This is a genomic window from Sorangium sp. So ce836 (genome assembly GCF_028553905.1).
Taxonomy (GTDB): domain Bacteria; phylum Myxococcota_A; class Polyangia; order Polyangiales; family Polyangiaceae; genus Sorangium; species Sorangium cellulosum_D.
This window is the reverse complement of record NZ_CP102233.1, coordinates 11,392,039-11,417,931: the sequence shown is the minus strand read 5'-3', so window position 1 is coordinate 11,417,931 and position 25,893 is coordinate 11,392,039. Positions and strand designations below refer to the sequence as shown.

Here is a 25,893-nt window from a genome sequence, read left to right as displayed (position 1 = left end):
CAGGCTCTCATATGCTGGGTTCGCGTGGAAACAGCCGTGTGAACACACCGCGGCGCGTTCATGGCTGGCCGCGGCCACGGCTCCAGAACGCGACGACGTCCTCCGGCCGCTCGCGCTCCCGCAGGACCCGAATGTCGCCGCCGTCGACGCCGAGCACCGCCGGAATGCCGCGGCTGCAGTGGCGAGACCACATGCTCAACGTGTACGCGCCCGTGTCGCAGATGAGCACGAGATCCCCGGGCGACAGGTCCGGCAGCGGGAGGTCGCGGGCCAGCACATCGCCGCCGAAGCACAGCGGCCCCCCGAGGATGCACGGCGAGAGCGGCCCCTCCTTCGGCGCGGCGTCGGGGTCGAGCGCCACGAAGTCGTGGTGCCAGTCGTCCGGGTGATAGGCGCGGCGCAGCAAGAAATCGGCCCCGAGGTGCAGGATCGCGGTGCGCCCGGCCGAGTCCTTCTTCACGTACTCCACGCGCGAGACGGCGAAGCCGCAGCCCGCCTGGACCCAGCGCCCGAGCTCGGTGATCAGCGTGGTCCCGCCCTCGAAGAGCGTCGGCACCTCGCGGCGCAGCGCGGCCGCGTAGTCCTCCAGCGCGGGCGGGCGGTCCGTGCTCCGGTAGGCGACCGGCAGCCCGCCGCCGATATCCATGACCGAGGCGGCGTCCGACCCCCGCGCGCGCCGGATCTCCTGGCGCAGCGCCTCGACGCGGCGGATCCCGTCGATCAGCTGCGCCTGCGCGCACCCCTGCGAGCCGACGTGCACGTGCAGCCCGGCGAGCCACGGATACCGCGCGAAGGCGGCGCGCACCGCGTCGGCCTGCTCGAGGGGGACCCCGAACCTGGAGCGCCGGTCCGCCACGCTGGTGATGGCGATGCTGGACGCCCCGACCTGCGGGTTGATGCGCAGCCCGATGCGGCCGGCCGCCCCCTCGGGCCGGACGAGCGCGTCGATGCGCTCCAGCTCGTCGAGGTTGTCGGCGTTGAGCCGCACGCCCAAGCGGAGGGCCTCCGCGATCTCGGCGCGCGTCTTGGCGGGGGAGTCGTAGACGATGCGGCCGGGCGGGCAGCCGGCGGCGAGCGCGAGCCTCACCTCCTCGAGCGAGGCCGCCTCGAGCCCCGCGCCGCAGTCGACCGCCGCGCGCAGGACCTCCACGAGCGGGTTCGCCTTGATCGCCACCGCGTGGAGGGCGCCCGGCGGGAACGCCGCGCCGATCCGCCCGATCCGCGCCCGCATGCGCCCGAGGTCGTGGAACAGGACCGCAGGCTCCACATCCATCCCGCGGCGCCGCGCCTCGCGGAACGCGCGCGCCATGCTCGCTGGCTCCAGCCGATCCGTGTCGCTCATCGGACCTCCCTACCGCAGTCTGCCAGCCGGGAGAGCGATTGTCCGCCCCGCGCGACGCCCCGCGGCGCCGCGCGCGTGCGGCGAACAGGAGGGTTGCCTTGTTTCCAGGATGTCACGAGACGCCCGGCACACAGGGCCCGGGCGCCTCCCGGGCAGATCAAGGGAGATCCCGAGTCGGCCTCGGGCGGCGGCGCACCGCCCCGAGCACCGCCGGGGGCCCGTGCGCTCAGGCGCGGCCGACGACGATGTTGAGAATGCCGGTGACCAGGCCGGGGATGTACTGCATCCTCGGCATGGCCGGGCTGTCCGACGGCGGGTGGAGGCTGGACGCCGGGATGTTCGTCGAGCGCCCCGCGTACGCCGGCTCTGCCTGGTACACCTGCCGGCTGAACTCGGCATCGAAATGGAGCTGCGTGGTGATCAGCCGGGTCGTCTGGCCGTTGATGCGAGCGACCAGGTGAACGTGGACGGGGCGCCTCCCGTCCCATCCGGGCCAGATCGACGTGAAGCCCACGATCCCGTTGCGGTCGGTGAGCTGGACGCCGCGGCAGAAGCGGTCCAGGTGCTCCGGCGCGCGCTCGAGCGCTCCCGTGTCCGGCGTGGAGGGATCCTGGTTGTTGAAGCCGCTGTAACGGCCGTCCGCGTCGCAGTGCCAGATGTACACCTCGGCGTCGGGGATCGGCTCGCCGTCGTTCCGGCCGTCGAGCAGGCGGAGATAGAGCCGGAGCTCGCAGCCGCGGTGACCGTCGCGGAGATCGCTGCGGAAAAGGTTGATGTCGTTCGGAATCTCGCTGTCGTCGATGAAGAACGGCCCCTCGATGTCGGTGGCGGTCAGGTTGCAGCGCGCGCCGTTCTCGAAGATCCAAGGATCGATCGCGTCGACACCCCCTGCGCCCACGCCGCCGACGCCCGCGCCGCCGCCTCCGGTGCCCGCGCCGCCGCCTCCGGTGCCCGCGCTGCTGGTGCTCGCGCTGCTGGCGCCCGCGCCTCCGGTGCCCGCGCTGCTGGTGCTCGCGTCGCTGGTGCTCGCGCGGCCCATGCCGGTGCCTCCGCGGCCGGCGCCTCCGCGGCCGAAGCCCGCGTCGTTGGACACTTCGTCGCCCCACGACACGATCACGGGCGAGGTGACGGCGAGCGCCCCGAGCTTCATGAGGACCTGCCACCGATCGACGACCTCACCAGGACGATCACGAGTCACGGTATCTTTCTTGTCGCGCATAAGATAATCTCCTTGGATAAGTCGGTGACCTGCTAGGGAGCGCTGGTGGGCATCGGGGCCGGCGCCTCCGCGGGTGGTGCGGAGGCGAGGGGGATCTCGGCGCTTGCCGCTCGCGTGGCCGATTCAGAGAGCGCGGGGGCGCCTCCCCGACCGAGCTTCCCTTGCCTTTCAGCGCGGAGATCGCTCGAGCCAACGAAGACACGTTGTTCGTCTGGAGAGATTTCGAAAGGCTCGCGGCGCACGCACCACTTCGGGCGAGGGCGCCCAGGCGCGGGGGCATCGGTCTTGTTCTCGTCGAGAACAGCCGTGCCGCGCTCTAGGTCGGAGTCACGGCGATCTGCATCTGGGCGACCACGACGTCCCCTTCCATCCACGCCTTGGCACGAAGACCGCTGTTGCCCGGCTCGTCGGCCTTGATGGCGCCTGCGTACGCCGTCGCCAGATTGCCGGTGGTGCGCGCCTTGTACGGCTCGTACTTGGTATGAACGGAGTCGGTGAAGGCGGGATCGAAGTAGAACTGCGTCGTGAAAATGTGGTCTCCACCCTGGTAAGTGACGCGACCCTTCGACGTCGAGCCCTTCTTGAAGCAGACGAAGTGGATGTGGACATCGCGGCCGTTGTACCAGCCGGGGAAGATGCTTCGGAACGAGACGACACCGTTTGCGTCGGTGGTCTGCACGCCGCGACAGAAGCGTTCAGTGGTGTCGAGGTTGTTCTGACTCGGCCTGCCCGCGTACGGCGCGTCGGGGTTCTGCTCGTTGGCAGAGCCCCTGGCCCCGAAGCCGCTGTAGAACCCCTGTCCGTCCGTGTGCCAGATGTAGACGTCCACGTCCGGCACGCCCACGCCCTTGCCATCACAGTCGGGCTTGCTCAGGTCGAGCACGCGCAGGTGGAGATGCATCTCCACGCCGGGCGCGGCGCTCTCGTTGTAGCGACCACGAATGTCCTGTCGGACCAGGGAGATGTCGTCGTTCTTTTCGAGCTCGTGAATGAAGAAGGGGCCCTGACCGGCGCCGTCCGTCTTGTTCTGCGCCCTGCACATCGGCACGTCGTCGAACGGCGGCGGGATGAGGCTGTCGCCGCCGCCGCCGCCTCCCATGCCCCCCACGCCCGTGTCGCTGCCGCCCTCGCCTGCGCCGCCCGCGCCCCCGGTGCCCACGCTCGTGCTCGCGTCGGCGCTGCTCGCGCTGGTGGTGCTCGCGCTGGTGGTGCTCGCGCCGCTCCCGCCGGTGCCCCCGGAGCCTCCGGCGCCTCCGCCGCCTCCGGTCTCCGAGCCGGCCGACCCCTCATCCCCGCACGCGCCGAGCACGGGCACGGTGATGGCGAACGCGCCGAGCTTGATGAGCACCTGCCGCCGGTCGACCCCGCCGAGCAGATCACGAGCCGCGGGTTCTTTTTTTTCGCTCATACAGAAGTCTCCTTGACCTAAGTTATGTCCTGACCGTGGATCGCTCTCGTCGAGCTGGCGCGACGCGCAGAGGAGCGCCGTCTCCAAGGCGTTGAACCGCCAATGGGAATACCGTTGCGCTATTTTGTTGTCAATTAGAACTATTTCTTTTTGAGCGACGGCGACGCGAGAGTTGAATTTGCGCTGGTGCTCAGGTCGATTCGAATCGACGGTCGACCGGCGGGATCGGGCCGAGCGCCCGCGGGTGTTCTGCTCGGCCTGTCGAGCGCTGCCCGGTCCTTGCCGGCCGGTACGGCGCGTGTCTCGTCTATGGCGCCGACCAAGAGAGGGTCGGCGGGCTGGCGCTCTCGTCCCATTGTTCCGTCGCCACGTCCTTTCCGAGCAGGAACTTCTCTGCGAAGCCGAGGATCGCGTTCGCCTCGCGGGTGGTCATCACGCCATGGCTGTGGTCGTCGGTGACCCAGCCGATGTGATCCTCGATGCCAAGAGCCGTGAAGACCTCTCTTGCGGCCCAGATCGCCTGGTAGGGGCCGCCGTTTCTGTTGTTGTTCCAGCCGTCGGACTTCCCCTCCTGCACGATGATCGGACGGGGCGCGACGAGGGCCACGATCGAGTGAGCGTCGAACGGGAGCGTCGTTGTCTTGCCGCTGAACGAGGCCCCGAAGCCGTCGCCGAACCACTGCGGGGCCTCGCCGTTGATCTGGCTGAGCGTCTGCACGTCGGATTTGCCCTCGGCCGCTCGCCAGCTGCCGACGCCGCCGGCGCCCGACCCGGCGGGGACCGTGAGGGCGACGCGCTCGTCGAACGCACCGGCGACGAGCGCTGCCTTCCCGTAGCGGGAGTATCCGGTCACCGCGATCTTCGTCGGATCGATCCTGGCGTCGGGGGTCTTCTCGAGCGCGTCGATGACGCGGTGGGTCGCCCAGCCCCACGCCATCAGCGCGCCGGTCGTGGAGTCGCTGCCATAGAGGTCGTAAAACTTCCCCTTGCGCGGAGGCTTCGCGTCCGCGGCGATCCCGTTCGGGTCAATCGTGATGTACCCGATCCCCTTGTCGTTGACCGCCGAGGCCGTCAGTCCGGGCATCAGCGAGGAGATGACGATGAACGCGGGGAAAGGGCCGCTGCCGTTCGGGAGGGAGACGGTCGCATCGAAGGAGATCGATTTCCCTCCGTGCTCGACTTTCACCGTCAGCCTGTCGCCGTTCAGCGTCCCTGTGACGTTCTCGGGGGACGGCGGATAGGGGCCGTATTGGAAATGCTGGATAAGCTGGCTGAGCTCGGCGCGGCGGCATCGCCAGTCCGCTGCGCTGGCCATTCGTGTGCCATCGAGGAACGTGAACGGGTCTGGGTGCTCCGCGATGGGGGGCAGGGAGGAGACCTCGGGAACGACCGGAGCGGTGCAGGAAGGCTCGCTGCCGCCGGCGCCGGCGGATGCCGTGGTCGTCCCGCCGCCGCTCGTGGCGGCGGCGGAGGTGGCCGCACCGCCGCCTGCGGTGGCCGAGGAGCTGCCGGTGATCGTGGAGGCGTCAGCGCCGCCCGTCCCGCCGAGGCCGCCGCCAGCGTCATCTGCCCCCCCTGCGTCGTCGCCGCCGCAGCCCGCGAGGAGCAGCACGGCAGCCGTGACGAAGAAGTGCAATATGCTGGTACGCACCCGAGTCTCCCGTGTGACTCAGACGAATTCCCGGAGGGGGCGGGTGTGATCACGCGGGGCTCGAGGCGGAGCCGGATAGGCCGCCTCCCGGACCGATCCGTGGTGCCCCCAACCGGCCTGGCTCCCACGTCGGCGTGGAGGGTAGGCCCGAGAGGCCTAGTGCGTCGCGTCGCGCGGCGTGGGGAGGACCGATGTCCGAGGCCCGAGCAGGGGGAGGGCAGGCCCGAGGAGGCCGAGCGCATCGCGCGGCGCGGGGAGGCCGACGTCCGAGGCCCGAGCGGTGGGCAGCTCGGAGCTCGGCGGAGCTCCCGCGACCTGCGAGAGCATGGGTGGCGCCACACTCGGACCATGGCGACGCGTTGTGTCATGACGCGACGCAGACCGACGGGCCCGCGAGGCGGGTAGAAGGATGGGATGACGGCTGCCAGCGGGCGCGCCCGGGACGCCCTGGTGTCGGAAACGTGACGACCGCTTTTGCTTTTGCTGTTTCTGTTGTACCTAGGCGCCCCGAGAGCCCCTGCAGAGGCCCCGTAATGATCCGCATCCTTCTCATCGACGACTCCGCCGCGATGCGAGCGCACATGCGGGCCGCGCTCGAGCGGGCGCCCGAGCTCGGGCAGGCGGCGGAGGTCGCGGAGACGGCGAGCGGGTTCGAGGCCCTCCGGCTGATGCACCGCGGCGCGTACGACGCCGTGATCATCGACATCAACCTGCCGGACATCGATGGGCTGGAGCTCATCCGGTTCATCCGGCAGAGCCGGCACCACCGCGACGTCGCCCTCGTCGTCGTCTCCGCCCTGTCGTCGGCGCGCGAGCGCGAGCGCGCCTTCCGCCTCGGCGCTCACGCGTTCGTCGCCAAGCCGTTCTCTCCGGAGACCCTCGCGTCCGCCGTCCGGCGGGGGGTCGCGTCGAGCCAGCTGCGCCTGCGCGTCGCCACGTAGCCGGGCGCGGCCTCCCCGCGCCGAGGCTTCCGGCGCGCCGCCCCGAGCTGGTAGGGTGCGCCGCCATGACGCTCCGCCCCTTCTTCCGCCGCCTGGCCGCGCCGCTCGCGCTGCTCGCGGCGACCGCCTGCTCTGCCTCGCCTCCCCCGCCTCCCGCCGAGCCGCCGCCCGGCGCCGCCGCCCCGGCGCCCGCGCCCTCCGGCGCCGCGGACAGCCCGACCGGGCTGCTCTCGGAGGAGGACTTCAAGGCGCTCCACCAGCTCCGGTCGGACAAGGCCCCGCCCGCGCGCGGGCAGACGGTCGACGTGGCCGGGACGAAGGCGTACCTGAGCCTGCCGAAGGACGCGAAGCCGCCGATCCCCGGCCTCGTGGTCATCCACGAGTGGTGGGGCCTCAACGAGCACATCAAGCACTGGACCGACCGCCTCGCGGAGGACGGGTACGCCGCCCTCGCCGTGGACATGTACGGCGGCAAGGTCGCGACCACGCCCGACGACGCGATGGCGGCGATGAAGGCCGTCGACGAGGCGAAGGGCCTCGAGGTCGTGCGCGCCGCGCACCGCTTCCTCTCGAGCGACGCGCGCATCGCGGCGCCGCGCACCGGATCGATCGGGTGGTGCTTCGGCGGCGCCTGGTCGCTCAAGCTCGCCCTGAACGAGCCGGAGCTCGACGCCGCCGTCCTCTACTACGGCCGGCTCGTGACCGACCCCGCGCAGCTCAAGGCGATCAAGGCGCCGGTGCTCGGGGTCTTCGGCAACCAGGACAAAGGCATCCCGCCCGAGGTCGTCAACGAGTTCGACAAGGCGCTCCACGACGCGGGCGTCGAGCACCAGGTGCTCCGGTATGACGCCGACCACGCCTTCGCGAACCCCTCGGGAGAGCGGTACGACACCAAGGCCGCGGCGGACGCCTGGGAGAAGGTGCGGCAGTTCCTGGCCGCGAAGCTGAAGGGCGGCTAGCCCTCCGAGGGCGTCGCCGTCGGCGGCTACGCTCCAAACACCACCGAGCGGCGGCGGCAGCGCGCTCAACGAGCCTTCAGCCGCTCGATCTCCGCGCGCGCCTGCTCGAGCTGCCGCTCCGCTTCCCCGCGCAGGCGCTGCTCCTGCTCGCGCAGGCGCCGCTCTCGGTCGAGCTCGGCCGCGAGCTCCTCGGCCAGGTGTTGCGCTTCTTCCTGGCGAGCGATGACCTGATCGAGCATGCCGCCGAGGCGCGCGATCATCTCGTCGGCATCCTCGAGGGGGGCGTTGCCCGCAAAGAAGCGGAGACGGGAGCCGTCGAGCAGCAGATCGAGGCCGAGCACCTCGGAGGCGAACCGGCCAGACTGGGGCACGATCCGCTGGTACACGCGCGGACGGGAGGGGTCGCCCTCCTGGGCCGCCGGCAGCCTGTAGGCGTGCAGGCGCAGGCGGGAGCGATCGAAGAGGAAGTACTCGCGGACGCCGAGCCGGGCGTAGCGCTCGACGTTGTCCTCATGATCCTTGGTGCGATTGCCGGCCACGTGGACCTCGAGCACGAAGTCGAGGCCCTTGCCCTCCACATCGACGACCCACCTCATGCGCTCGTGGGGCTCCACGTCGAGGACGGCGAGCACGTCGGGCGCGAAGCGCGGCTCGCCGGGGTAGAAGACGGCGAGCTCGGACGAGAGGTAGATCTTGCGGCCAATCCTGCGGAAGAAGCCGTCGAGGGCGTCCAGCGCGTCGCGCTTGGCCTTGCGGTGCGCGTCTCCCTCGGGCGGCATGAGATCGAGCGGGACGTCGGCGGGGAGCATGTCCACGACGCGGGCGCGCTCGGCCGGGGTCATGCGAGACCACTGCTCGCTCGTCGGTGCGCGCGGATCTGCTGCATCGAAGACGTAGCTGGTGGTGGGGAGCGCCTGAGCCACGAGCGAAGTCTACTCGATGCAACAGCCCTCCGCGAGGCTCCCGGAGCCGCTTCCGCCGCGAGAGGAGCGCGTTACGTGCAGGCGTCCTCCGTCATTCGATTCCAGGAGCGGTCGCCCGTCATTCCGTCACCGGAGCTCGCGCAGCGCCGCGATGAGCTCCGACAGCGACGTCGCGTCGCTCCGATCGAGCGCCAGCGAGCCCTCGGCGAGCGCCTCGGCGAGCGCGCGCGAGCCCCCGGCCTCCGGCGCGGCGGCGGCGACGGCCGACTCGGCCCGCGCGATCTCCGTCACGAGCGCGCCGAGCGCCGCCGGGTCGATCGCCGCGGCCCTCGCCGCCGCGGAGAGCGCGCCCGCGGCGCTCTCGACCTGCTCCACCGACGCGCGCGTCGAGGCGTGGAGCTCCGACAGGCGCAGCCGCTCGAGCAGCGCCCCGTACGCGGACTCCATCGCGGCGAGCTCGCCGAGCGCGACGGACGCCGGGCCCTCCGCCGCGCCCGAGCCGGCCCCGTTGCCTGCGGCGCCCGCCGCGCGCCGCCCCGCGATCGCCGCGACCTCGGCGCGCGCCGCCCGCACCTCGCCCAGGAACGCCTCGATCGACGCCGCCGCCTGCGCGATCGCGCCCGCGCCCAGGGTCGCGAGCGCCTGCATGGCCTCGCGCGGCCGCCGCCGCAGGAGCCGGCGGAGCGGCGCGTTGCAGGCGATCCGCAGCGCCGCGGCCTCCGCGGCGGCGAGCACCCGCCGGCCCATCGACACCCTGGTCGCGGCCTCGTCGCACGCCCGCGCGAGGTCCTCGGCGAGCGCGCTCGCCTCCTCCGCCTGCTCCGCCCGCGGCCCGTCCTCTGCGCCGCGCTCGCCCCCGTCGCCGCCGCGCGCCGCGTCGCGCCTCGCCTCGAGCGCGGCGCGCGCGTCCTCCAGCCCCGCGATCGCGGCGCGCAGCCGCTCCACGGCGGCGTCGGCCGCCGCCGTCTCGGCGGCGAGGTCGTCGCCCTCGATGTAGGCGCGCTGGCTCGCCGCGAGCAGCCGGCGCCGCTCGTCGCCCGCCCGCAGCGCCGCGGCCCTCCGCCGGGCCCGCGCCGCCCCGAGCGCCGCCGCGCCGGCCGCGCCGAACGTCCACGCGCACGCCGCGGTCGCCCCGAGCGCCGCCGCCGCGGCGATCCCCACCGCGGCCGTCGACACGGCCGCGCCCGCGCCGGCGCCCACGCGCAGCCCGATCATCCCGGCCGCCAGCGCGCAGGCCGAAACGCCGGTGCCGATCGCGCGCGCCCCGCGCCGCGGGGGCGCGGCCGCGAGCGCGGTCACGCCGATGTAGGCCACCGACCCGAGCGCCACGACCAGCAGGACGAGCGACAGCGGCGAGGTCAGCGTGACGAGCAGCCAGCCGAGCAGCGAGACGTCGATCATGGCAGCGCGCCGCTCGCCAGCACCACCTCCCGCTCCCGCGCGCCGATCGACCCCGGCGCGCTCGCGACCCGGAACGCCGCCCCGTCCCACACGATCGTCGTCACCACGAAGCGCACGTCCCTGCCCGGCGGATCGCTGCGGAACCGCACGCGCCACTCGAGGCGCGCGAGCTCGGACGCGGGCAGCTGCACCGCCGCGAGCCCGACCGCCGGCGCGAAGAGGCCGTCGCCGAGCGCCGCGTCCACCTGGCCGTCGCGGGCCGCCAGGGCGAGCTCCGCCGCGTAGTCCTCCCAGAGGACGACGCGCAGCGCCCCCGGGCCGCTGAAGAGCTGCAGCTCCTTCAGCTTGCGGGCGAGGCTCTCGGCCTCGGCGCCCGCCGCGGGGGCCGCGGCGCCGCCCTCGGCGAGCAGCCGGCCGATGCGCGCCGCCGACAGGAGCCGCGCCCACGCGCGCGGATCGTCGGCCCCCGGCGTGCCCTCCGCGGCGGCGACCTTGCGCTGGATGCGGAGCGCCTCGTCGATGCGCCCGCTCCCCGCGGCCGCCGCGGCGAGCCGCAGCCAGCCCCGGGGCTCGGCCGGCGCGAGGTCCGTGAGCGTCGTGTACTGGCGGTACGCGGCCGCGTACCAGCCGTGCCGGAGGTAGACGTCGCCGAGCAGCTCGCGCGACGCGGGGCTCGTCGGATCGAACTCGACCACCTCCGAGTAGGTGCGGAGCGCGTCCGACGCGAAGCCGCTCGCGGCGAGCACGTCGCCGAGCTCCAGCGCCAGCGCCGGGCTCATGAAGCCGCGGTCGCGCAGCCTCCGCCCGTAGGCGAGCGCCTCGTCCTTCCGGCCCGCCTCGGCGAGCAGGCGTACCCGCCGGATCTCCCCCTCCGGGTCGTCAGGCCGCTCGGTGAGCGCCTGCCGCAGCAGCGCGAGCCGGTCCTCGACCGCCGGCAGCGCGGCGAGCCGCTCGTCGAGGAGCGCCCAGCTCGCCTTCGGATCGGCGCCCCCGAAGAGCGTGCGCCGCACCGCCGCGGAGATCGCGGGATCCACGCTCCGCCGGAGGAGCGCGTGCGCGATGAACCGCTGCGCCTCGGGCTCGCCGGCGAAGCGCGCGAGCAGCGCCTCGGCGCCGCCCTCGGTCGACACCTTCGCCTGGAGGAGCGAGAGCAGCGCGGCCTTCGAGCGCCAGTCCGGCAGCTCGCAGGTCGAGAGCGCGCCCTCGTAGCGCGCGATGAGCTGCTCGGCCGCCGTGGCGCGGGCGAGGCGCTTCGACCAGACGACGATGCGCTCGGCGAGCGGCCGCCGCGCGGTGTCGCTGCACGGCGCCATCGCGACCGGCGGGGGCTTGGGCATCCCGATCGGACGTGGCCTCGGCGCGATCGCCGGCGCCGGCCTGGCCGCGGCGCCCGGCGGCGCGGCGCCCGCGGCCGGGACGACCGGCCCGCCGCCGCCGCGCGGCGGGGCGCTCGACTTGTTCGCGCCGGCCAGGCGGAGCGCCATCGGCTCGCTGGCCGCCTGGGGCCTCGCGGACGTGGGCCGCGCGTGGGCGATGGTCGTGCGGCTCGCCGCGACCTCCTGCGCCAGGGGCTCGGGCGGCAGCGCCGCCTCGTCCGCGGGCGCTGCGGCCGTGGGGGGCGGGGCCGGCAGCGGAGCTGCGGGCGAGGCGAGGTCCGCCCTCGGGGCTTCGTCCCGCCGCGCCGCGGTCTCTGCCATCGCCGGCGGCGGCGCCATCATCGGCGCCGCCGCCGCCTTCTGCGCGTAGCCGCCCTCTTTCCCCGGGCTCTCCTCGTAGCTCGGCTCGCTCCTCGCGCACCCGAAGGCGACCCCCGCGGCGGGCGGCGCGAGCAGCGCCGCGAGCTCGCGCTCCCGCTCGGGCGTGAGCGCCGTCAGCCGCTCGCCCCGGAGCGGCGAGCGCCGCCGCTGGATCCCCTGGTTCAGGTACGCCTGCTCGCTCTCGAGCGCCAGCGTGCTCGTGAACGGCGTGATCAGCCCGTAATCGAGCCCGAGCTCGACCACCTTGCCCCGGTGCGCCTCGATGTCGTCGCCGTCCGCGAGCAGCCGCCGCATCTTCTCGGCCGCCCAGAAGCGCGGCACCAGCGCCGCCGCGACCCCCCGGTCGATCTCGATCGGGTGCTCGCGGGCGTACTCCTTGCCGGCGAGCCGCCCCTTCACGACCGCCTTCGCGGGCAGCGCGTGGTGCGTGCGCGCGAGCAGCACGACCTCCTCGCCGCGCGACACCTTGCCGCTCGCGGTGAGCATCGGCTCGTCGAGCCCGGCGCCGAGGTCGATCGAGAGGTCGGTGATGGTCGGCGTCTTGATCGCGCCGGCGAGGCGCAGCACCTCGGACGTCGAGCCCTCGACCTCGTCGATCCGGAACGCCTGTCCGCCCCCGGCGCGCGCGAGCTCGCGGAGCAGCGCGTGGTTCGCGTTCTCGCCGACGCCGACGGTGAAGAAGCGCGCGCGCGAGTCCGTGAGCGAGCGGCGCAGCCGCTCGGCGAGGCGCGCGCCGGTCACCTCGCCGCTCGTCGCGAGCCCGTCGCCGATGTAGATGACGGCCGGCTGCTCCTTGCCGTGCACGCGCCCGAGCGCCGACTCGAACAGCGCGCCGAGGTCGGTCGCGCCCCCGGTCGCGTGCTCGGCCAGCCGCGTGAGCGCCGCGGAGATCTCCTTGTCCGACGCCTCGGCCAGCCCCTCCTTCGGGTGCAGGACCGCGGGGGCCGAGTCGAGCGCGATCAGCGCGAACCGGTCCGACGGCGACATCGTCCGCAGGATCGCCTCGGCCGCGGCCGCCTTCTGCTGCCGCGCCGTCTCGTCGGCCGACGCCGACGTGTCCACCACGACGACAAGGTCGGCGGGGAGCTCCTTGAGCTCGGCCCAGTCCACGTCGGGCACGTACCGCGCCATCACGTAGTCGGCGCGGTCCTCGCCCGCGGCGAAGCGCGACACGCGCAGCGGCGACGGCTTCGCCTCGACGGCGGCCTCGAGCTGGAAGTCCGCGCGCGGCTCGTAGCCGCTCCGCCGCATGCTCACCCGCCGCCCGCCGTCCTCGATCACCGCGTCGGCGAGGGTCGCGATCTGCATGCCCTGGCCGGCCTGGCCGAGGTCGACCGACAGGGAGAGCTCGCCGATCTGGACCGGCTCGCTCGAGCGCATCGGGTACACGTAGGTGAGCTTCCCGGCCGGCGCGCTCAGCATCTCCACGTAGCGCAGCACCACGCGCCGCGAGCCGCTCGCGGGCACCGGGAAGATGCGGGCGCGGTAGCTGCGCCCGTCGACCCACTCGAGCAGCGCCGGCTCGTGGCCGCTCTGCACGGCGGCCTGGTACCGCTGGGCCGCCTCCTTCCGCTCGATGACCTCTCCCTCGACGAGCACGCCGTTCGTCTCGACCGCGAACGAGCTCACGAACGCCCGTTCGGGCACGGTGAACCAGTACCAGCCCTCGACCTGTCGCCCGCCCGGGTTCGAGAAGGTCTGGTCCACCTCGGTCTCGGCGATGCCGTCGCGCACGACCGCGCGCACGGCCTGCCGGCTGATCTCGAGCGTGCGCGCCTGCGCCCCGGGGGCGCCCTGCAGGTCGACGCCGTAGATCCGGCCGGAGCCGCTGCCCTCGCCCGCGAGGGGCCGGTGGTCGCCCATGCCGCCGGTCCAGTCGTCCCAGTAGGCGATCGGCGCGACCTTGGGCGCGGCGCCGCCGGCGACGGTGGCCTGTTCGCCGGCGTGCACCTCGATGCGCCCGCCGGGGGCGGTGACCACGGCGAGCCCGCGGGCCACGTACACGCTCACGGCGTCGCCGGCGCGCTTCATCGACAGGCCGGCGTCGGACGCCGTGACCCGGACCTCCCCGAGCGCGTGCGAAAGCTCGCCGCGCCCCTCGGGCGGCGCGTCGAGCCACACCTCGCCCTGGGCGACCGAAAGCCCCTCGGCGCCGAGCGCCACCTCCGAGTCCGCGCGGAGGAACACCGCGGAGCCGTCGGCGAGCCGCACGAGCGCCCGCGCGCCCTTTCCGGTCGCGAGCTCGGCCCCGACCGGGAGGGGGACGCCGGACACCACCGTCGACCTCCGGTCGTCCTGCTCCAGCGTGACCTCTCCCGAGGAGAGCTCGAGCCGGGCCCCGATGGCGCCGGCCCTCACGGGCGCCTTCTCCTGGGTCAGGACGAGCGCGGTCACGCTCGCGGCGAGCACGAGCGCGCCGGCCGCGAGCCGGAAGCGCAGGCCGCGCCTCTTTCGTGCCAGCTCGATGCTCGCCTCTGGCGCGCCATGTTCTGCCGGCGTCGCGGCCGGCTCCCTCTGTTCATGCGACGACATCCGAGACCTCCTCGCCGCGGTGGCCCTCGCCCCCGGAGCCAAGCGCGGGGCCGCATGCAGACGTCCCGTGCCCCGCCGCGATCTACCGAAGCGATCGCGTCGGTCATCGTAACGGGAAACGGCGCAGGAAGCGTAGCCTCCTCCCGGAGCCTGGCGGCGCGCGGAGGGCCCGCGGGCGGAGGCCTGCTGCGGGGACGGGAGGGGAGCGGCCAGGGGCACCTGCAGAAGAGCAGAAGAAGAGAGTTTAACGCAAAGGCGCAAAGGCGCAAAGGCGCAAGGGAGAGAGAAGAAGAGAGGAATGATAATTTTTTTTTCTTCTTGCGCCTTCGCCTTTGCGCCTTTGCGCCTTTGCGTTGATTCTCTCTCTCGCTCTCCTCCCGCCGCTCGGTGCTTCAGGTCACCTCCTGCCCCCCGGATCAGGGCTAGCGAGCTCTTTCAGCCGGCCCCGGCCCGGTCCATACCATGATGGAACAGGCCACCTGGGCCGGGCGAACGTCCGAGCAACGCCGAACGTTGGTTTCTGGGAATCCATCCATCCTAGGAGGGGGCGATGACAGGACTGCTTCCGGGAATCCGGAGGTTCATCGGCTACGTGTCCCTTGTCTCCCGGCGGCGGGGGCTGCGCAGGGCGCCCGATTTGCCGGGCGCGAGCTTCCGCGCAGCGGTGGTCAGGACGGTGGATGGGGACACGCTCCACGTGCGGGACGAGCGGGGCGCGACGTATCCGATCCGCATGCTCTCGATCGACACGCCGGAGACGCACTTCCTCGGCGCCTCCCAGGGCCATTGGGCCGAAGCGGCGGCGGCGCGGCTCGCCGAGCTGCTCCCCGAAGGCGCCGAGGTCGAGATCCAGACCGATGAACAGCCGTTCGACGCGTACGGGCGCGTGCTCGCCTATGTGCTGTCACGAGGTCGGCTCATCAACCGCCTGCTCCTCGAGGAGGGCCTGGCGGTGACGTACACCGTCGCCCCGAACCTGCGCCACGCGCGGGATTTCTCGGAGGCCGCGCGGCGCAGCTTCACCGAGCGACGCGGCATGTTCAGCGATCCCGACCTCCTCCTCCCGTACGAGTTCCGGTGGAGCATGAGAGGTCAGTCGAGCGCGAAGCTCGTCGGCAGCCTGTCCCGAGGCGAGGTGTTCGATCTGTCGGAGCGCGAGCGCGTGCCGTGCTGGGATCGGGTGTTCTTCTTCGACGCCCGGGACGTCCGAGCTCCCTTCGTGCGCATCGCGACCGACGGGCGCGCGCGTGGCGGTTGATCGAGGACGTCCTCCACGTATGAGCTGCCCCTCTGTCCAGATCGTCTCAACGTGAGCGAGCCACCATGCCACGCCCTGTGGCAAAATGTCTCGTCCTGCGGGGCTCCTGCGCGCGACGACCCGCGCACCTGCTGAACCCGGGGTGCGGCGATCTCCGGCGGCTCGACGGAGGGACGGCTGCCGATCCACACGGGGAGGGAGAGGTTTCCCTCACCCGACGCCGCGCTCCGCTCCTGATCGGGATCCACGCGCATGGCGGACACGGCCTTGGCACAGGAGTCGCCTACGGGCGGAATTGCTCATGCGCCTGGCCTGCGAGCCCGGCGAGCCGCCATCTCATGTGAGCCGGACGGGAGCTCGGCGCGTCGCAGAGCGGGGCGCCCGGTCGGTCGTCCCCTGTCGACGTATTCCTTGCGAAGGAGCGCTTCTATGCCTGTGAAGAGAATGGATATCTCGTGCCTTGTCGCGTGCACCGCGGCGCTCTCGCTCGGCCTCGTGAATTGCGGCTCGGCGCCGGGCGCGCGGCCCGAAGACCCGACCGGCCCGCGGGACGCGCCCCCCGCGACGGCCGGGACGGTCGCGCCTGCGGGCCCGCGGGCGCCCATGAACGCGGATCCACCGCCTGGCCCGGAGACGCCGCGCACGAGCTACCTGCCGGTGGAGGACAAGGAGCCGTTCGCGGCCGTGGTCGCCCGCATGAAGGCCGACAAGCCCGCCGTGGCGAAGCGCCATCAGGCCCTGCTCGAAGAGCGGTACGACCTCTCGAACCGCGCCGCGCAGGGGGTCACCATGTCGCGCGGAAAGCCCGTCCAGGCCGGCGTGCGCGTGAAGCTCCCGAAGGGGACGACGTGGGAGACGCTGGCCGCGCTCTCGCCCGACGCCATCCGGGAGCAGGGGCTCTGGCCGCGGGGCTTCCTGCCGCTGCCGCACGCGAACCACCCGGAAGGCGGCATGGTCTTCCCGAAGTTCCACATCGACGAGCTGAAGCGCCAGACGGGGCGCGACCTCACGCGCTTCGATCTCGACTTCGACCTGCCGGATCACATCGTCTCCGAGTTCCCGGCGCCCATCTATCTCACCACGCGGCCCGACCTCGGCGACGTCTCCAAGGGGCAGCTCGTCACGATCGACAACTTCTACGAGCTCTTCAACGGCATCCTGACGCCGAAGCAGCTCGAGGGGCTCCGGCTCCTCGTCACGCCGTTCCCGCAGATGCAGTTCAACGCGACCGCGGACCGGCGCTCGGAGAAGGCGAGCCTCGGCGTCGCCTGCTTCGACTGCCACGCGAACGGGCACACGAACAACGCATTTCACCTCGTGGGCGACACGAGGCCGCAGGAGTTCCGGCACCGGGTCGACACCCCCACCTTGCGCGGGGTGAACATCCAGCGCCTCTTCGGCTCGCAGCGCGCGCTCAAGACCGTCGAGGACTTCACCGAGTTCGAGCAGCGGGGCGCGTACTTCGACGGCGACATCGTCATCGCCGTCAAGAAGGGGATCAACATCCTGGACCGCGGGCACCAGGTCCACGCGATGGCCGAGTTCCAGGAGATCCTCGACTTCCCCCCTGCGCCGAAGCTCGGCGTGGACGGCCGCCTCGACCCCGCGAAGGCCACGCCGGAGGAGCTCCGCGGCGAGCAGGTCTTCCACGGCAAGGGTCGGTGCGGGACGTGCCATGTGGCGCCGTACTACACCGACAACCTGATGCACAACCTGCGGGCTGAGCGCTTCTTCAAGCCCGAGCTCATCAACGGCCGGATGGCCACCGCCGACGGCCCCATCAAGACGTTCCCGCTGCGCGGCATCAAGGACAGCCCGCCCTATCTGCACGACGGGCGCCTGCTCACGCTGGAGGACACCGTGGAGTTCTTCAACCTCGTGCTCGGCACGAAGCTGACGGCCCAGGAGAAGGCCGATCTCACGGCGTTCCTGCGGGTTCTCTAGCCCGGTCCCTGCCTGCTCAGCAGCGCGACGTCCTGCCTCGTCCTCCTGCGCGCGCGATCTCAGCTCGGGCTCGGCGGGTGATCCGATCCGCCGGTGCGGCCGCTCGGCAGTGGCCTTCCTGCGTATCGCCGCCCATCGATCGAAATTTGCTTGAGCCGAGGCGGTCTGCGCGGGTCGGCCTCGGGGCGGGCGCGACGCCGCCTCGCTCGGCTGGCCCGGCGCGGGCAGCACCTGGCGCTCGTAGAAGCGCAGAACCCCCGACTGGTCCGGCCCGAACACCAGGCCGTGCCTGCGCTTCGATCGTCCCGAGCGCCCCTTGCCATGCTGCTGCGCGGCGCCAGATCGAGCGCGACTCCGAGAGATAGCCTCCGCACCGAGGCCACGACGCGGGGGCGCCAGGATCTGGCCGAACACGGAAATCAACCGATGCCCCTCGAGCGTTATCGACGCACACCGCGTGGTGTTCCTCTCGCCCCGCGCGGCCGTTCGTGAAGCCGCGCGGGCGAGCCTCCCCATCCCGCTCCGGCGCGCAGGCCGAGCGTGCGATCGTCACCGGCATTTCGCCTGCAACGCGGCCGCTAGAGGCTGCCAGTTCCTGCCAGAGCTCGTCGGAGGGTTCGTATGCTGTTCCACGATCGATTCGATGCAGGCGCGCGGCTCGACGACGGCCTCGCGACGGGCGCGATCTTGCGTGCGGCGGTGGCTGCGCTCCGGAAGCTTCGGCAGGAACAAATCTGGGCACGCGGCCCCTCGCGCCTGCTTCGCACGTTGATCGCGCTTCTGTGGCCGCTCTGCTCCTGTAGCCGCGCTGGAGGTGTCCCCATGACGCTCTCGCTACGATCTCCCTACTTCCACGATGGCGGCGAGATCCCGATCAAGTACACCTGCGAGGGCGACGACGTGCCGCCCGCGCTCGCATGGTCGGGGGTCCCCGCCGGAACGAGGAGCCTCGCGCTCATCGTCGACGACCCCGACGCGCCCGATCCGCGCGCACCCAAGGCGACGTGGGTCCACTGGGTGCTCTACGACATCCCGCCAGACGCCGGCGGCCTGCCCGAGGGCGCGCGCAAGGTCGATCTACCGGCGGGCACGCGCGAGGGGCGGAACGACTGGAAGCGCACCGGCTATGGTGGCCCGTGTCCGCCGATCGGCCGGCACCGCTACTTCTTCAAACTGTATGGGCTTGACACGGTGCTGCCCCAGCGCGATGGGCTCGCGAAGGCGGAGCTCGAGAGGGCGATGGAGGGCCACATCCTCGCGCGCGCCGAGCTCGTGGGGACGTACCAGAAGAGGGGCACGTAGGAAACCGACTCGTGACATTGACCCTTCTTTGAGGGTCGAGGAGCGATCGAGCAGCGCGAACTACCGCGCGGCGCCCTGAGCGCGGCCGCCGTCGCCGCGTCGATGGTCTGCTCTCTGCGCCTCCTCGGCGCCTCCTTCACATGCGCTGCGACCATACGCGCCGTGACGCCGCGCTCCTGAGCTTGCCCGCCCTGACGGCCCGCCTCTTAAAGTGGGTGAACAGGAGAGGGAGGCTCTCGAGGACGTCGACCCGATCCGCGATCATCAGCAGGATCCAGTGCGGAAGCTTGTGATCCGGGACCTCGTAGGCCAGGCGACGCAGGACGCCGCTCGCTCCTCTCGGCGGCAAGGCCGTGCTGAACACCGGCGTCGGCCGGGCGAGCCCTGGGTGCCTGAGCACCCGGCCCTCGACCGGCTGCCGCTCGGGCTCTATCCAGTGCGCCCACGAGAGGAGGTGCGGCGGCGCCTCCCTCGGGACGCCGGGCCTGTCCTCCGGGCACAGATCGACCCCCCAGTACGGCAGCTCCTTCGGCTGCATGAGCACGGCTTCCATGGTCGCCTCCTCCTCGGTGACAGCGCTCATTTGGCGCCCGACGGGATGAGCACGCATTTGATGATCCCGTCGGTCCTCGCCGCGAACAGGCGGTACATCTCCGCGGCCGCCTCCAGCGGGACGCGGTGGGTGATGAGCGCCCTCGGGTCGATGTTCCCCTTGCGGACGTGCTGGGCCAGGCGAGGCATGTACCGCTTCACGTCGCACTGCCCGGCCTTGATCGTCAGGCCCTTGTTCACGACCGCGCCCACGTCGACGAGGTTCCACGGCGGCCCGTAGACGCCGATGATGGAGACCCGCCCGCCGCGGCGGACCGACTGGATCGCCCAGTTGAGCGCGACCGGCGAGCCGGCCTCGAGCATGAGCGTCTTGCCCAGCAGGCCGTGCAGCGCCGAGCCGCTCGCCTCGAGGCCGACCGCATCGATGCAGACGTCCGGCCCGCGACCGTCGGTCATGTCCCGGAGGACGGACACGACGTCGGGGACCTTGGTGAAGTCGAGCGTCTCTGCCTGGTTGTACCGGCGCGCGAACTCGAGGCGGTAGCCGACCGAATCGACGGCGATGACGCGGCGGGCGCCGAGGAGCCAGGAGCACCGCTGGGCCACGAGGCCGACGGGCCCGCAGCCGAAGACGGCCACCGTGTCCGCGGGGGTGATGTCGCCCATCTCCGCGGCCTGGTACCCCGTGGGGATGATATCCGAGAGGAAGAGCGCGTCCTCGTCCGAGAGGTCGTCGGGGATCTTCATGGGGCCGACGTCGGCGAAGGGGACGCGGACGCGCTCGGCCTGGCCGCCCTGGTAGCCGCCGGTGGTGTGGGAATAACCGAACATCCCGCCGGCGATCGTGGTGAGCGGGTTCGTGTTCTCGCAGGCGGAGGTGCGCTCTCGCTGGCAGAAGAAGCAGGTCCCGCAGGCGATGTTGAACGGCACCACGACGCGGTCGCCGCGCTGGAGGGTCTGCACGGATGGCCCGACCTCCTCCACGACGCCGGTGAACTCATGGCCGAAGATGGTGCCGACGCGCGTGTCGGCGATGTAGCCGTGATAGAGATGCAGATCAGAGCCGCAGATCGCGGCGCGGCTCACGCGGAGGACCACGTCGTTCGGATGTTGAATCCGAGGCTCCGGGTTTTCCTCGACGCGGACGCATCTCGGCCCATGGTACGTGACCGCCAGCATTCGCAGTACCTCCCGCCTGCTCGATGGGCGAAGCAAGGAGCGAACCCGGCGCGCGCGCTCGCGAGTGCAACCGGCGTAGACATCGGCCCTCCGCGGTTCGCCGGGCGGCGCCGAGGGAGAGCGGCTGTCCATCGTTTGCGGGAGCGCCGGCGCGCGGGCCGTTCTCCGTGGTCTCCTCAACGGCGTTCCGAACCCCGTCCGCCGGGTTCCCCACCGAGGGCGCGCGCCTCAGGGGCGCTGCCGTCTCGGCTTCGCGGGCGCGCGCTGGTCGAGCTGCTTCACCAGGGTCTTCGGCGCCTTGAGGCGCCACGCGCGCTCGAGCCGCATGCGGCACTCGGGCGCGCGCAGCGCGGAGAGCCGCGCCAGGACCGCCGGATAGCCGCGGTAGTGGTCGGTGATGAAGTAGATGTGCGGCTGCGTCTCGATCAGGAATTCCTGCTCGTCCACGCTCTCGAGTGGGAAGACGACGGACTGGCCGTCCTCCTTGAGGCGCACGAACGCCTTGCCGCGGACCTTGAGCGCGGGCGTGCGGAACCAGATGTCCTCCACCGCGTCGGGCAGCGCGAGGCCGAGCTTGCAGAGCTGCTCCCAGTTCATGGCTCGTCGAGGTCGCTCACGTCGGGCTGCCCGCCTTCCCGCCGCGGCGGGTGGCGCGTCACCACCTGCCACCGCGGCTCCAGAAGGGAACACGAGCGGCCGTCGAGAGTCCAGATCGATGGGCGGCCCCGGCGTGCTCGCGGCGCGCGCCCGCCGCGTGCGCCGTGCCAGGGGCCGCGCGAAGCGCGCTGCCGGGGCCGCGCCCTCTCGACGCGCCCAGGCGCGCCCCACGTATCGCAGATTCGCACATCGATTGGCCAATTCGCGCTATGGAATGTGTGAATGTGATCTGGCACCCCCGCGCGGGGGGGCCCAAGCTGCGCCGCGCGAGGTGCTCGGATGTACGGGGGACTGCGGCTTTCTTGGCGGGGTGCGCTGATGTTGAGCGCTGCGCTCCTCGGGGGCTCCGACGGCGCCGGCAGCGGTACGGACAGCCGCTCAGGCGCGCTCGGCGGCCAGAGCGGCGGCGTGCTCGGGCCGTGCACGGCGCGCTCGGAGATCATCGGCGTGGAGGACGCCTCCCGGCTCGGCTTCTCGGCGAACGACGTGGTCTCCGCCATCTCCGGCGCGCGCTCCGCCACGCTCACGTGGGCGGAGGGCGGCAGCACGACAGTGACGGTCTCTGCCGGCGCGCCGCTCGCCGCGCGCTTCGTCCGCTTCACGAGGTCAGCGGTCGAGGCCACTGCGGGGGGCGCTGGGCCGCCCGACGACCCGGTAGACCTCAGGGCGACGGGCTGCCCCGGCGGCGATCCGTTGCTGGAGATCGACGTCCCGCTGCGCTTCTCGACGGAGGACGGCGCCTTTGCCGACTCGTTCCCGGTCACGCTCAGGGCCGTGCGTCGCGACGCCGTCGCGTACATCCACGTGATCCATCCCTCTCACATCCAGGGTTCCTACCGGATCAGCGGGGTCGACCCCGCGGAGGTCGATGACGTGCGGCTCGTCCTCTTCGGCACGATCCGCAGCAGGATGATCACCGGAAAGCTGCAAGGGTTGGCCCCAGCCAACCCGAACGGGACCGGAGAGGGCCCGGACACGCACGGGCGAAGGCTCGACGTCGCGGAGTTCTGATCGCGGCGGATCAGGCCGCCTCGTCCCCGCGGAGGCCGTATGCCGCCATCTTGCGCTTGAGCGTGTTCCTGTCGATGGCGAGCGCGCGCGCAGCGCGCGAGATGTTGCCCTGATGCACCCTGAGCGCGCGCCCGATCGCCGCGCGCTCGGCCGACGCCACCGCCTCCGCGAGCGGCGCGACCTCCTCGCCCCCGGCCTCCCCCGCCGGCCCCCGCGCGACCCCGCCCGCGCCGCCCGCCGGCCCCGCGGCCGCGGCGGTGATCTCCGGCGCGAGGTCGCCGACGTCGACCGTGTGATCGCAGAACACCCCCCACCGGTGCACCTCGGCGCGCAGCTCGCGCACGTTGCCGGGCCAGGCGTGCTGGTACAGGCACCGGAGCGCCTCGCGCGTCACCTCGAGCCCGCGCCCCTTGCGCCGTGTCCGCACCTCGTCGAGGAACGCGTCGACGAGCATCTCGATATCCCCTCCGCGGGCGCGGAGCGGCGGAACGTCGATGATCGCGCCGCGGAGCCGGTAATAGAGATCCTCGCGGAACGTCCCTTGTTCGACCATCTTCGCCAGGTCGCGGTGCGTGGCCGCCACGACGCGCACGTCGATCTCGATCCGGGCCTCGCCGCCCACCCGGCGCAGCGTCCCGTCCTGGAGCACGCGCAGCAGCGAGGCCTGCACCCGCGGCGACAGCTCGCCGATCTCGTCGAGGAACAGCGTGCCGCCGTGCGCCTGCTCGAACACGCCGCGCCGCCGCCCCGCGGCCCCGGTGAAGGCGCCCGCCTCGTGGCCGAACAGCTCGCTCGCGAGCACCCCCTCGGCGAAGACGCCGCAGTTCTCCGCGACGAACGGGCCCCGGCCGCGCGGGCTGTGCTCGTGGATCGCCCTGGCCGCGAGCTCCTTGCCGGTCCCCGTCTCGCCGAGGATCAGCGCCGGCACGTCGGTCGCGGCGACCCGGGCGATCCGGGCGCGGAGGGCGCGCATCGGCTCGCTCTCGCCGACGAGCACCGCGTCGCGCGTGCGCGCCTCGGCCCGCAGGCGCACGACCTCCTCGCGCAGCGCGCGGATCTCGGGGAAGCCCTCGATGTCCAGCCGAACCTCGCGCACCGGCCGCGGGTGCGGGTGCGGCACGAACGCCGCCGGGATCACCTGGAGCATGCGCGCGGGCAGGATCCCCGCCTGGACCAGGATTACCCAGAGCGTCTGCGCCTGCGGCGTGCCCGCCGAGAGCAGGACGTCCGTCGCCCACGCCGCCTGCGGAAAGGCGCGCTTGAGCTGCGCCGAGAGCTTGCCGAGCGCGCGGAACAGCTTCGCGTGGTCCGACGGATCGTCGACGTCGACCACGCGGAGCTCGACCCGCGCGGCGCGCGCCCGCGCCCGCTCGACGAGGGCCCGCGACGGCGCCTCGCCGGCCGGGATGGTGAGGATCACGATCGCGTCGTAGCGGCTCTCCTCCTGGTCGAGGAGCCGCAGCACCGGCCCGCGATCGCCCTCCGCCCGGCGGCCGTGGTGCGCCGGCGCCGGCCCGAGCGTGCCCGCGTCCGACCAGGTGAGGAGGAGGCGATTCACCGGTGCACCGTACACCAGCAATGGTGCACCGTGCACCATGTTGTCTGGTGCATCGTGCACCAGGTTGAAGCGTTCTGCCGGCGTCCCGGCGGATCGCGCGCTGGCACGGGAGCCGCAAGGATCCGCCGTGTTCCCCCGCGCGGCCCGCACCGGGCTCGCGTCCGCCACGGAGATCTCATGAAAGCGCCCGCCGACAGCGTCGTTCTTCCCGCCCACGCCCGCCTGGTCGCCCGCGACGACGTCTGGCTCGAGGGCAACGCCGTCCAGCAGCTCGCGCGCGTCGCCGCGCTGCCCGGCTGCGTCCGCGCCGTGGGCATGCCGGACCTGCACGCGGGGCGGGGCATCCCGATCGGCGCGGCGTTCGCCTTCGCGGATCGCGTCGTCCCGCAGCTCATCGGCGGGGACGCCGGGTGCGGCGTGCGGCTCGTCGCGACGTCGATCGGCCGCGTGTCGGCGGACGTCCTCGAGCGGCGCGCCCGGCAGGCGATGGAGGATGATCCGCTGGCCGGCTGCGACCCGGCGGCCGTGTTCGAGCAGGTCTGGCGGCGCGGGGCGCGCGGCCTCGCCGAGGTCGACGGCGTGCCCGAGGCCCTCGCGCAGCTCGCGGCGGCGGAGCCCGAGGACGGCCTGCGCCCGAGCGGCGACGCCTCGCCATACCGCGCGGGCTACGAGGGGGCGCTCGGCTCGGTCGGCGGCGGGAACCACTTCCTCGAGATCGCCCGCGTCGGCGCGCCGCGGGACGCTGCGGCGGCGGCGGCGCTCGGCCTCTCCGCCGGGGATCTCGTCGTCCTGGCCCACTCCGGCTCGCGCGGGCTCGGCGGCGCGCTCGGGCAGCGCTGGGGCGACGCGGTGCTCGAGGGCGACGCCGCCGAGCCGTACCTCGGCGAGCTCGCCGGCGCGTGCCGCTTCGCGCGGGCGAACCGGTTCCTGCTCGCCTACCGGATGCTGCGCGCGCTCGGAGCCGCGCGGGCGTCGAAGATCGCGGGCGGGCTCGACCTCACCCACAATGACGTCGCGCGCGAGACCGTGGGCGGCGCGCCGGCGTGGGTGCACCGGAAGGGGGCCGCGCCGGCGCGGGGCAGCGACTTCACCGTGGTGCTCGGGTCGCGCGGCGCGCCGTCGTGGGTGATGCGCTCGAGCGACGCGGAGGCCGGGCTGCGCTCCGTCGCGCACGGCGCGGGCCGCAAGATGGGGCGCAGCGAGGCGCGCGAGAAGATCGCGGCGAGGTACCGGCGGCGCGAGCTCGCCCGCACCGAGCTCGGCGGCCGCGTGGTGTGCGACGATCCGGCGCTGCTGCTCGAGGAGCACCCGGACGCGTACAAGCCGATCGGGCCGGTGATCGAGAGCCTCGTGGAGGCCGGCCTGGCGACGGCGGTCGCGCCGCTCGTCCCGGTGATCACGGTGAAGCGATGAGCCGGTCGTGGGTGCAGATCAGCGCGGGGCGGGGGCCGGTCGAGGTGCGGCGGTTCGTGGCGCGGCTGGCCGAGCGGATGGAGGCGCTCTGCCGGGAGCGCGGGCTCGCGGTGGTCGACGTGACGGTGCACGGCGACGAGGGCGCGCCGGGCTCGGTCGAGATCCTGGTGGAGGGCGACGCGCGGCGCTGCCTCGAGGGCGAGGTCGGGACGCACGCGCTGATCGAGAAGAGCGCGGACCGGGGGCGGGCGGCGCGCAAGCGGTGGTTCGCGGGGGTGGCGATCCACCCCGCCGGGGCGGACGCGGGCGCCGGGGCGGGGGAGGGGGCGGGCGTGGATCCGCGGGAGATCGAGATCTCGGCCTGCCTGGCGGGAGGGCCGGGGGGGCAGCACGTGAACAGGACGCGGTCGGCGGTGCGGGTCCACCACCGGCCGAGCGGGATCACGGTGCGCGTCGACGACGAGCGCTCGCAGCGCGCGAACGTCCGGCGCGGGGTGGCGCGCATCGCCGAGCGGCTCGCCGAGCGCGCCGCCCGGCGCGTCGCGGAGGCGGAGGCCGCGCGCTGGAGCGAGCACGACCGGATCGTCCGGGGAGAGCCGGTGAGGACGTACCGGGTGGGGCGGAAGAGCGCGCTCGAGGTGGCGGAAACGGGGGAGGCGCGGTGAGGGGGAGGCGCACCCGCCACGTCGGATCGTCGACCAGGTTCACCAGCATCGCGTGAGCATCGGAAAACGGGCCGAGCTCCCGGGGCTTCCGCGCGCCGCGTTCACGCAGGTGCTCGGCGAACGTGGCGCGCCGGCCGTCGACTAGCCGGTCGAGGCATTGAAGCGGAATGTCGCGCCCTGTCCACCGTTCCGCCACCCGCAAGACGGGCGAACCCTTCGGA

At 73.0% G+C, this 25,893-nt stretch carries 20 protein-coding genes; 9 read left to right on the top strand and 11 right to left on the bottom strand.

The genetic code is table 11. From position 1 onward, the window contains the following. Window positions 1-58: 58 nt before the first annotated feature. The 4 genes from NQZ70_RS41630 to NQZ70_RS41615 form a co-directional block, all read right to left on the bottom strand. Entirely contained in the window at window positions 59-1,342 is a 1,284-nt protein-coding gene (locus NQZ70_RS41630; protein ID WP_129579176.1) for a diaminopimelate decarboxylase, read from the bottom strand. 226 nt (window positions 1,343-1,568) lie between these two features. After that, a complete protein-coding gene (locus NQZ70_RS41625; RefSeq protein WP_237244531.1) occupies window positions 1,569-2,540 on the bottom strand; it encodes a protocatechuate 3,4-dioxygenase in 972 nt (323 codons plus the stop codon). Between the two features lie 337 nt (window positions 2,541-2,877). Continuing rightward, window positions 2,878-3,969 (bottom strand): hypothetical protein, encoded by a 1,092-nt coding sequence (locus NQZ70_RS41620; RefSeq protein WP_129579175.1) that lies wholly within the window; start codon window positions 3,967-3,969, stop codon window positions 2,878-2,880. 307 nt (window positions 3,970-4,276) lie between these two features. Next, window positions 4,277-5,620 carry a dockerin-like protein gene (locus NQZ70_RS41615; protein ID WP_129579174.1) on the bottom strand — a complete coding sequence of 448 codons (1,344 nt, stop codon included), beginning with the start codon at window positions 5,618-5,620 and terminating at the stop codon, window positions 4,277-4,279. A gap of 533 nt (window positions 5,621-6,153) precedes the next feature. Here NQZ70_RS41615 and NQZ70_RS41610 point away from each other — a divergent pair. Further along, complete coding sequence (locus NQZ70_RS41610) at window positions 6,154-6,561, top strand: response regulator (RefSeq protein WP_165374426.1); 408 nt, start codon at window positions 6,154-6,156, stop codon at window positions 6,559-6,561. A 65-nt stretch (window positions 6,562-6,626) separates the two neighbouring features. Next, window positions 6,627-7,520: a dienelactone hydrolase family protein gene (locus NQZ70_RS41605; protein WP_129579172.1), complete on the top strand. Its 894-nt coding sequence runs from the start codon at window positions 6,627-6,629 to the stop codon at window positions 7,518-7,520. A 65-nt stretch (window positions 7,521-7,585) separates the two neighbouring features. Here NQZ70_RS41605 and NQZ70_RS41600 read toward each other — a convergent pair whose 3' ends face one another. The 3 genes from NQZ70_RS41600 to NQZ70_RS41590 all read right to left on the bottom strand — a co-directional run bounded on the left by NQZ70_RS41600 (window position 7,586) and on the right by NQZ70_RS41590 (window position 14,133). Continuing rightward, window positions 7,586-8,443 (bottom strand): Uma2 family endonuclease, encoded by an 858-nt coding sequence (locus NQZ70_RS41600; RefSeq protein WP_129579171.1) that lies wholly within the window; start codon window positions 8,441-8,443, stop codon window positions 7,586-7,588. Window positions 8,444-8,569: 126 nt separating this feature from the next. Then, window positions 8,570-9,844, bottom strand: coding sequence for a hypothetical protein (locus NQZ70_RS41595; RefSeq protein ID WP_165374425.1), 1,275 nt, complete (start codon window positions 9,842-9,844; stop codon window positions 8,570-8,572). Next, window positions 9,841-14,133, bottom strand: a complete 4,293-nt coding sequence (locus NQZ70_RS41590; RefSeq protein ID WP_129579170.1) for a VIT domain-containing protein — start codon at window positions 14,131-14,133, stop codon at window positions 9,841-9,843. The genes NQZ70_RS41595 and NQZ70_RS41590 overlap by 4 nt, the downstream gene beginning before the upstream one ends. Window positions 14,134-14,683: 550 nt before the next feature. On the opposite strand from NQZ70_RS41590, the gene NQZ70_RS41585 reads away from it, so the two are divergent. The 3 genes from NQZ70_RS41585 (at window position 14,684) to NQZ70_RS41575 (ending at window position 18,637) form a co-directional block, all read left to right on the top strand. Next, window positions 14,684-15,391, top strand: coding sequence for a thermonuclease family protein (locus NQZ70_RS41585; RefSeq protein ID WP_237244530.1), 708 nt, complete (start codon window positions 14,684-14,686; stop codon window positions 15,389-15,391). Between the two features lie 603 nt (window positions 15,392-15,994). Beyond that, window positions 15,995-17,335: a cytochrome B6 gene (locus tag NQZ70_RS41580; RefSeq protein WP_408022449.1), complete on the top strand. Its 1,341-nt coding sequence runs from the start codon at window positions 15,995-15,997 to the stop codon at window positions 17,333-17,335. A gap of 822 nt (window positions 17,336-18,157) precedes the next feature. Beyond that, window positions 18,158-18,637 carry a YbhB/YbcL family Raf kinase inhibitor-like protein gene (locus NQZ70_RS41575; RefSeq protein ID WP_129579169.1) on the top strand — a complete coding sequence of 160 codons (480 nt, stop codon included), beginning with the start codon at window positions 18,158-18,160 and terminating at the stop codon, window positions 18,635-18,637. 136 nt (window positions 18,638-18,773) lie between these two features. Here NQZ70_RS41575 and NQZ70_RS41570 read toward each other — a convergent pair whose 3' ends face one another. From NQZ70_RS41570 to NQZ70_RS41560, 3 genes are all read right to left on the bottom strand, one after another. After that, the gene (locus NQZ70_RS41570) at window positions 18,774-19,190 is read right to left on the bottom strand and encodes a hypothetical protein (protein ID WP_237244528.1); all 417 of its coding nucleotides are present in this window, start codon (window positions 19,188-19,190) and stop codon (window positions 18,774-18,776) included. Window positions 19,191-19,216: 26 nt separating this feature from the next. Continuing rightward, entirely contained in the window at window positions 19,217-20,368 is a 1,152-nt protein-coding gene (locus NQZ70_RS41565) for a zinc-dependent alcohol dehydrogenase (RefSeq protein WP_129579167.1), read from the bottom strand. A gap of 228 nt (window positions 20,369-20,596) precedes the next feature. After that, complete coding sequence (locus NQZ70_RS41560) at window positions 20,597-20,965, bottom strand: MmcQ/YjbR family DNA-binding protein (protein WP_129579166.1); 369 nt, start codon at window positions 20,963-20,965, stop codon at window positions 20,597-20,599. Between the two features lie 378 nt (window positions 20,966-21,343). Here NQZ70_RS41560 and NQZ70_RS41555 point away from each other — a divergent pair, with 378 nt between their 5' ends. Further along, entirely contained in the window at window positions 21,344-22,036 is a 693-nt protein-coding gene (locus tag NQZ70_RS41555; RefSeq protein ID WP_129579165.1) for a hypothetical protein, read from the top strand. Window positions 22,037-22,046: 10 nt separating this feature from the next. On the opposite strand, the gene NQZ70_RS41550 is transcribed toward NQZ70_RS41555, so the two are convergent. Continuing rightward, window positions 22,047-23,594, bottom strand: coding sequence for a sigma-54-dependent Fis family transcriptional regulator (locus NQZ70_RS41550; RefSeq protein ID WP_129579164.1), 1,548 nt, complete (start codon window positions 23,592-23,594; stop codon window positions 22,047-22,049). A gap of 177 nt (window positions 23,595-23,771) precedes the next feature. On the opposite strand from NQZ70_RS41550, the gene NQZ70_RS41545 reads away from it, so the two are divergent. The 3 genes from NQZ70_RS41545 to NQZ70_RS41535 are packed head-to-tail and all read left to right on the top strand — an operon-like array spanning window position 23,772 to window position 25,817. Then, window positions 23,772-25,007: an RtcB family protein gene (locus NQZ70_RS41545; protein ID WP_129579163.1), complete on the top strand. Its 1,236-nt coding sequence runs from the start codon at window positions 23,772-23,774 to the stop codon at window positions 25,005-25,007. Next, window positions 25,004-25,672 carry a peptide chain release factor-like protein gene (locus NQZ70_RS41540; protein ID WP_129579162.1) on the top strand — a complete coding sequence of 223 codons (669 nt, stop codon included), beginning with the start codon at window positions 25,004-25,006 and terminating at the stop codon, window positions 25,670-25,672. Before NQZ70_RS41545 ends, NQZ70_RS41540 begins: the two co-directional genes overlap by 4 nt. A gap of 52 nt (window positions 25,673-25,724) precedes the next feature. After that, on the top strand, window positions 25,725-25,817 hold the full coding sequence (locus tag NQZ70_RS41535; protein ID WP_237244527.1) for a UPF0175 family protein: 93 nt from the start codon (window positions 25,725-25,727) through the stop codon (window positions 25,815-25,817). The last annotated feature ends 76 nt before the right edge of the window (window positions 25,818-25,893 follow it).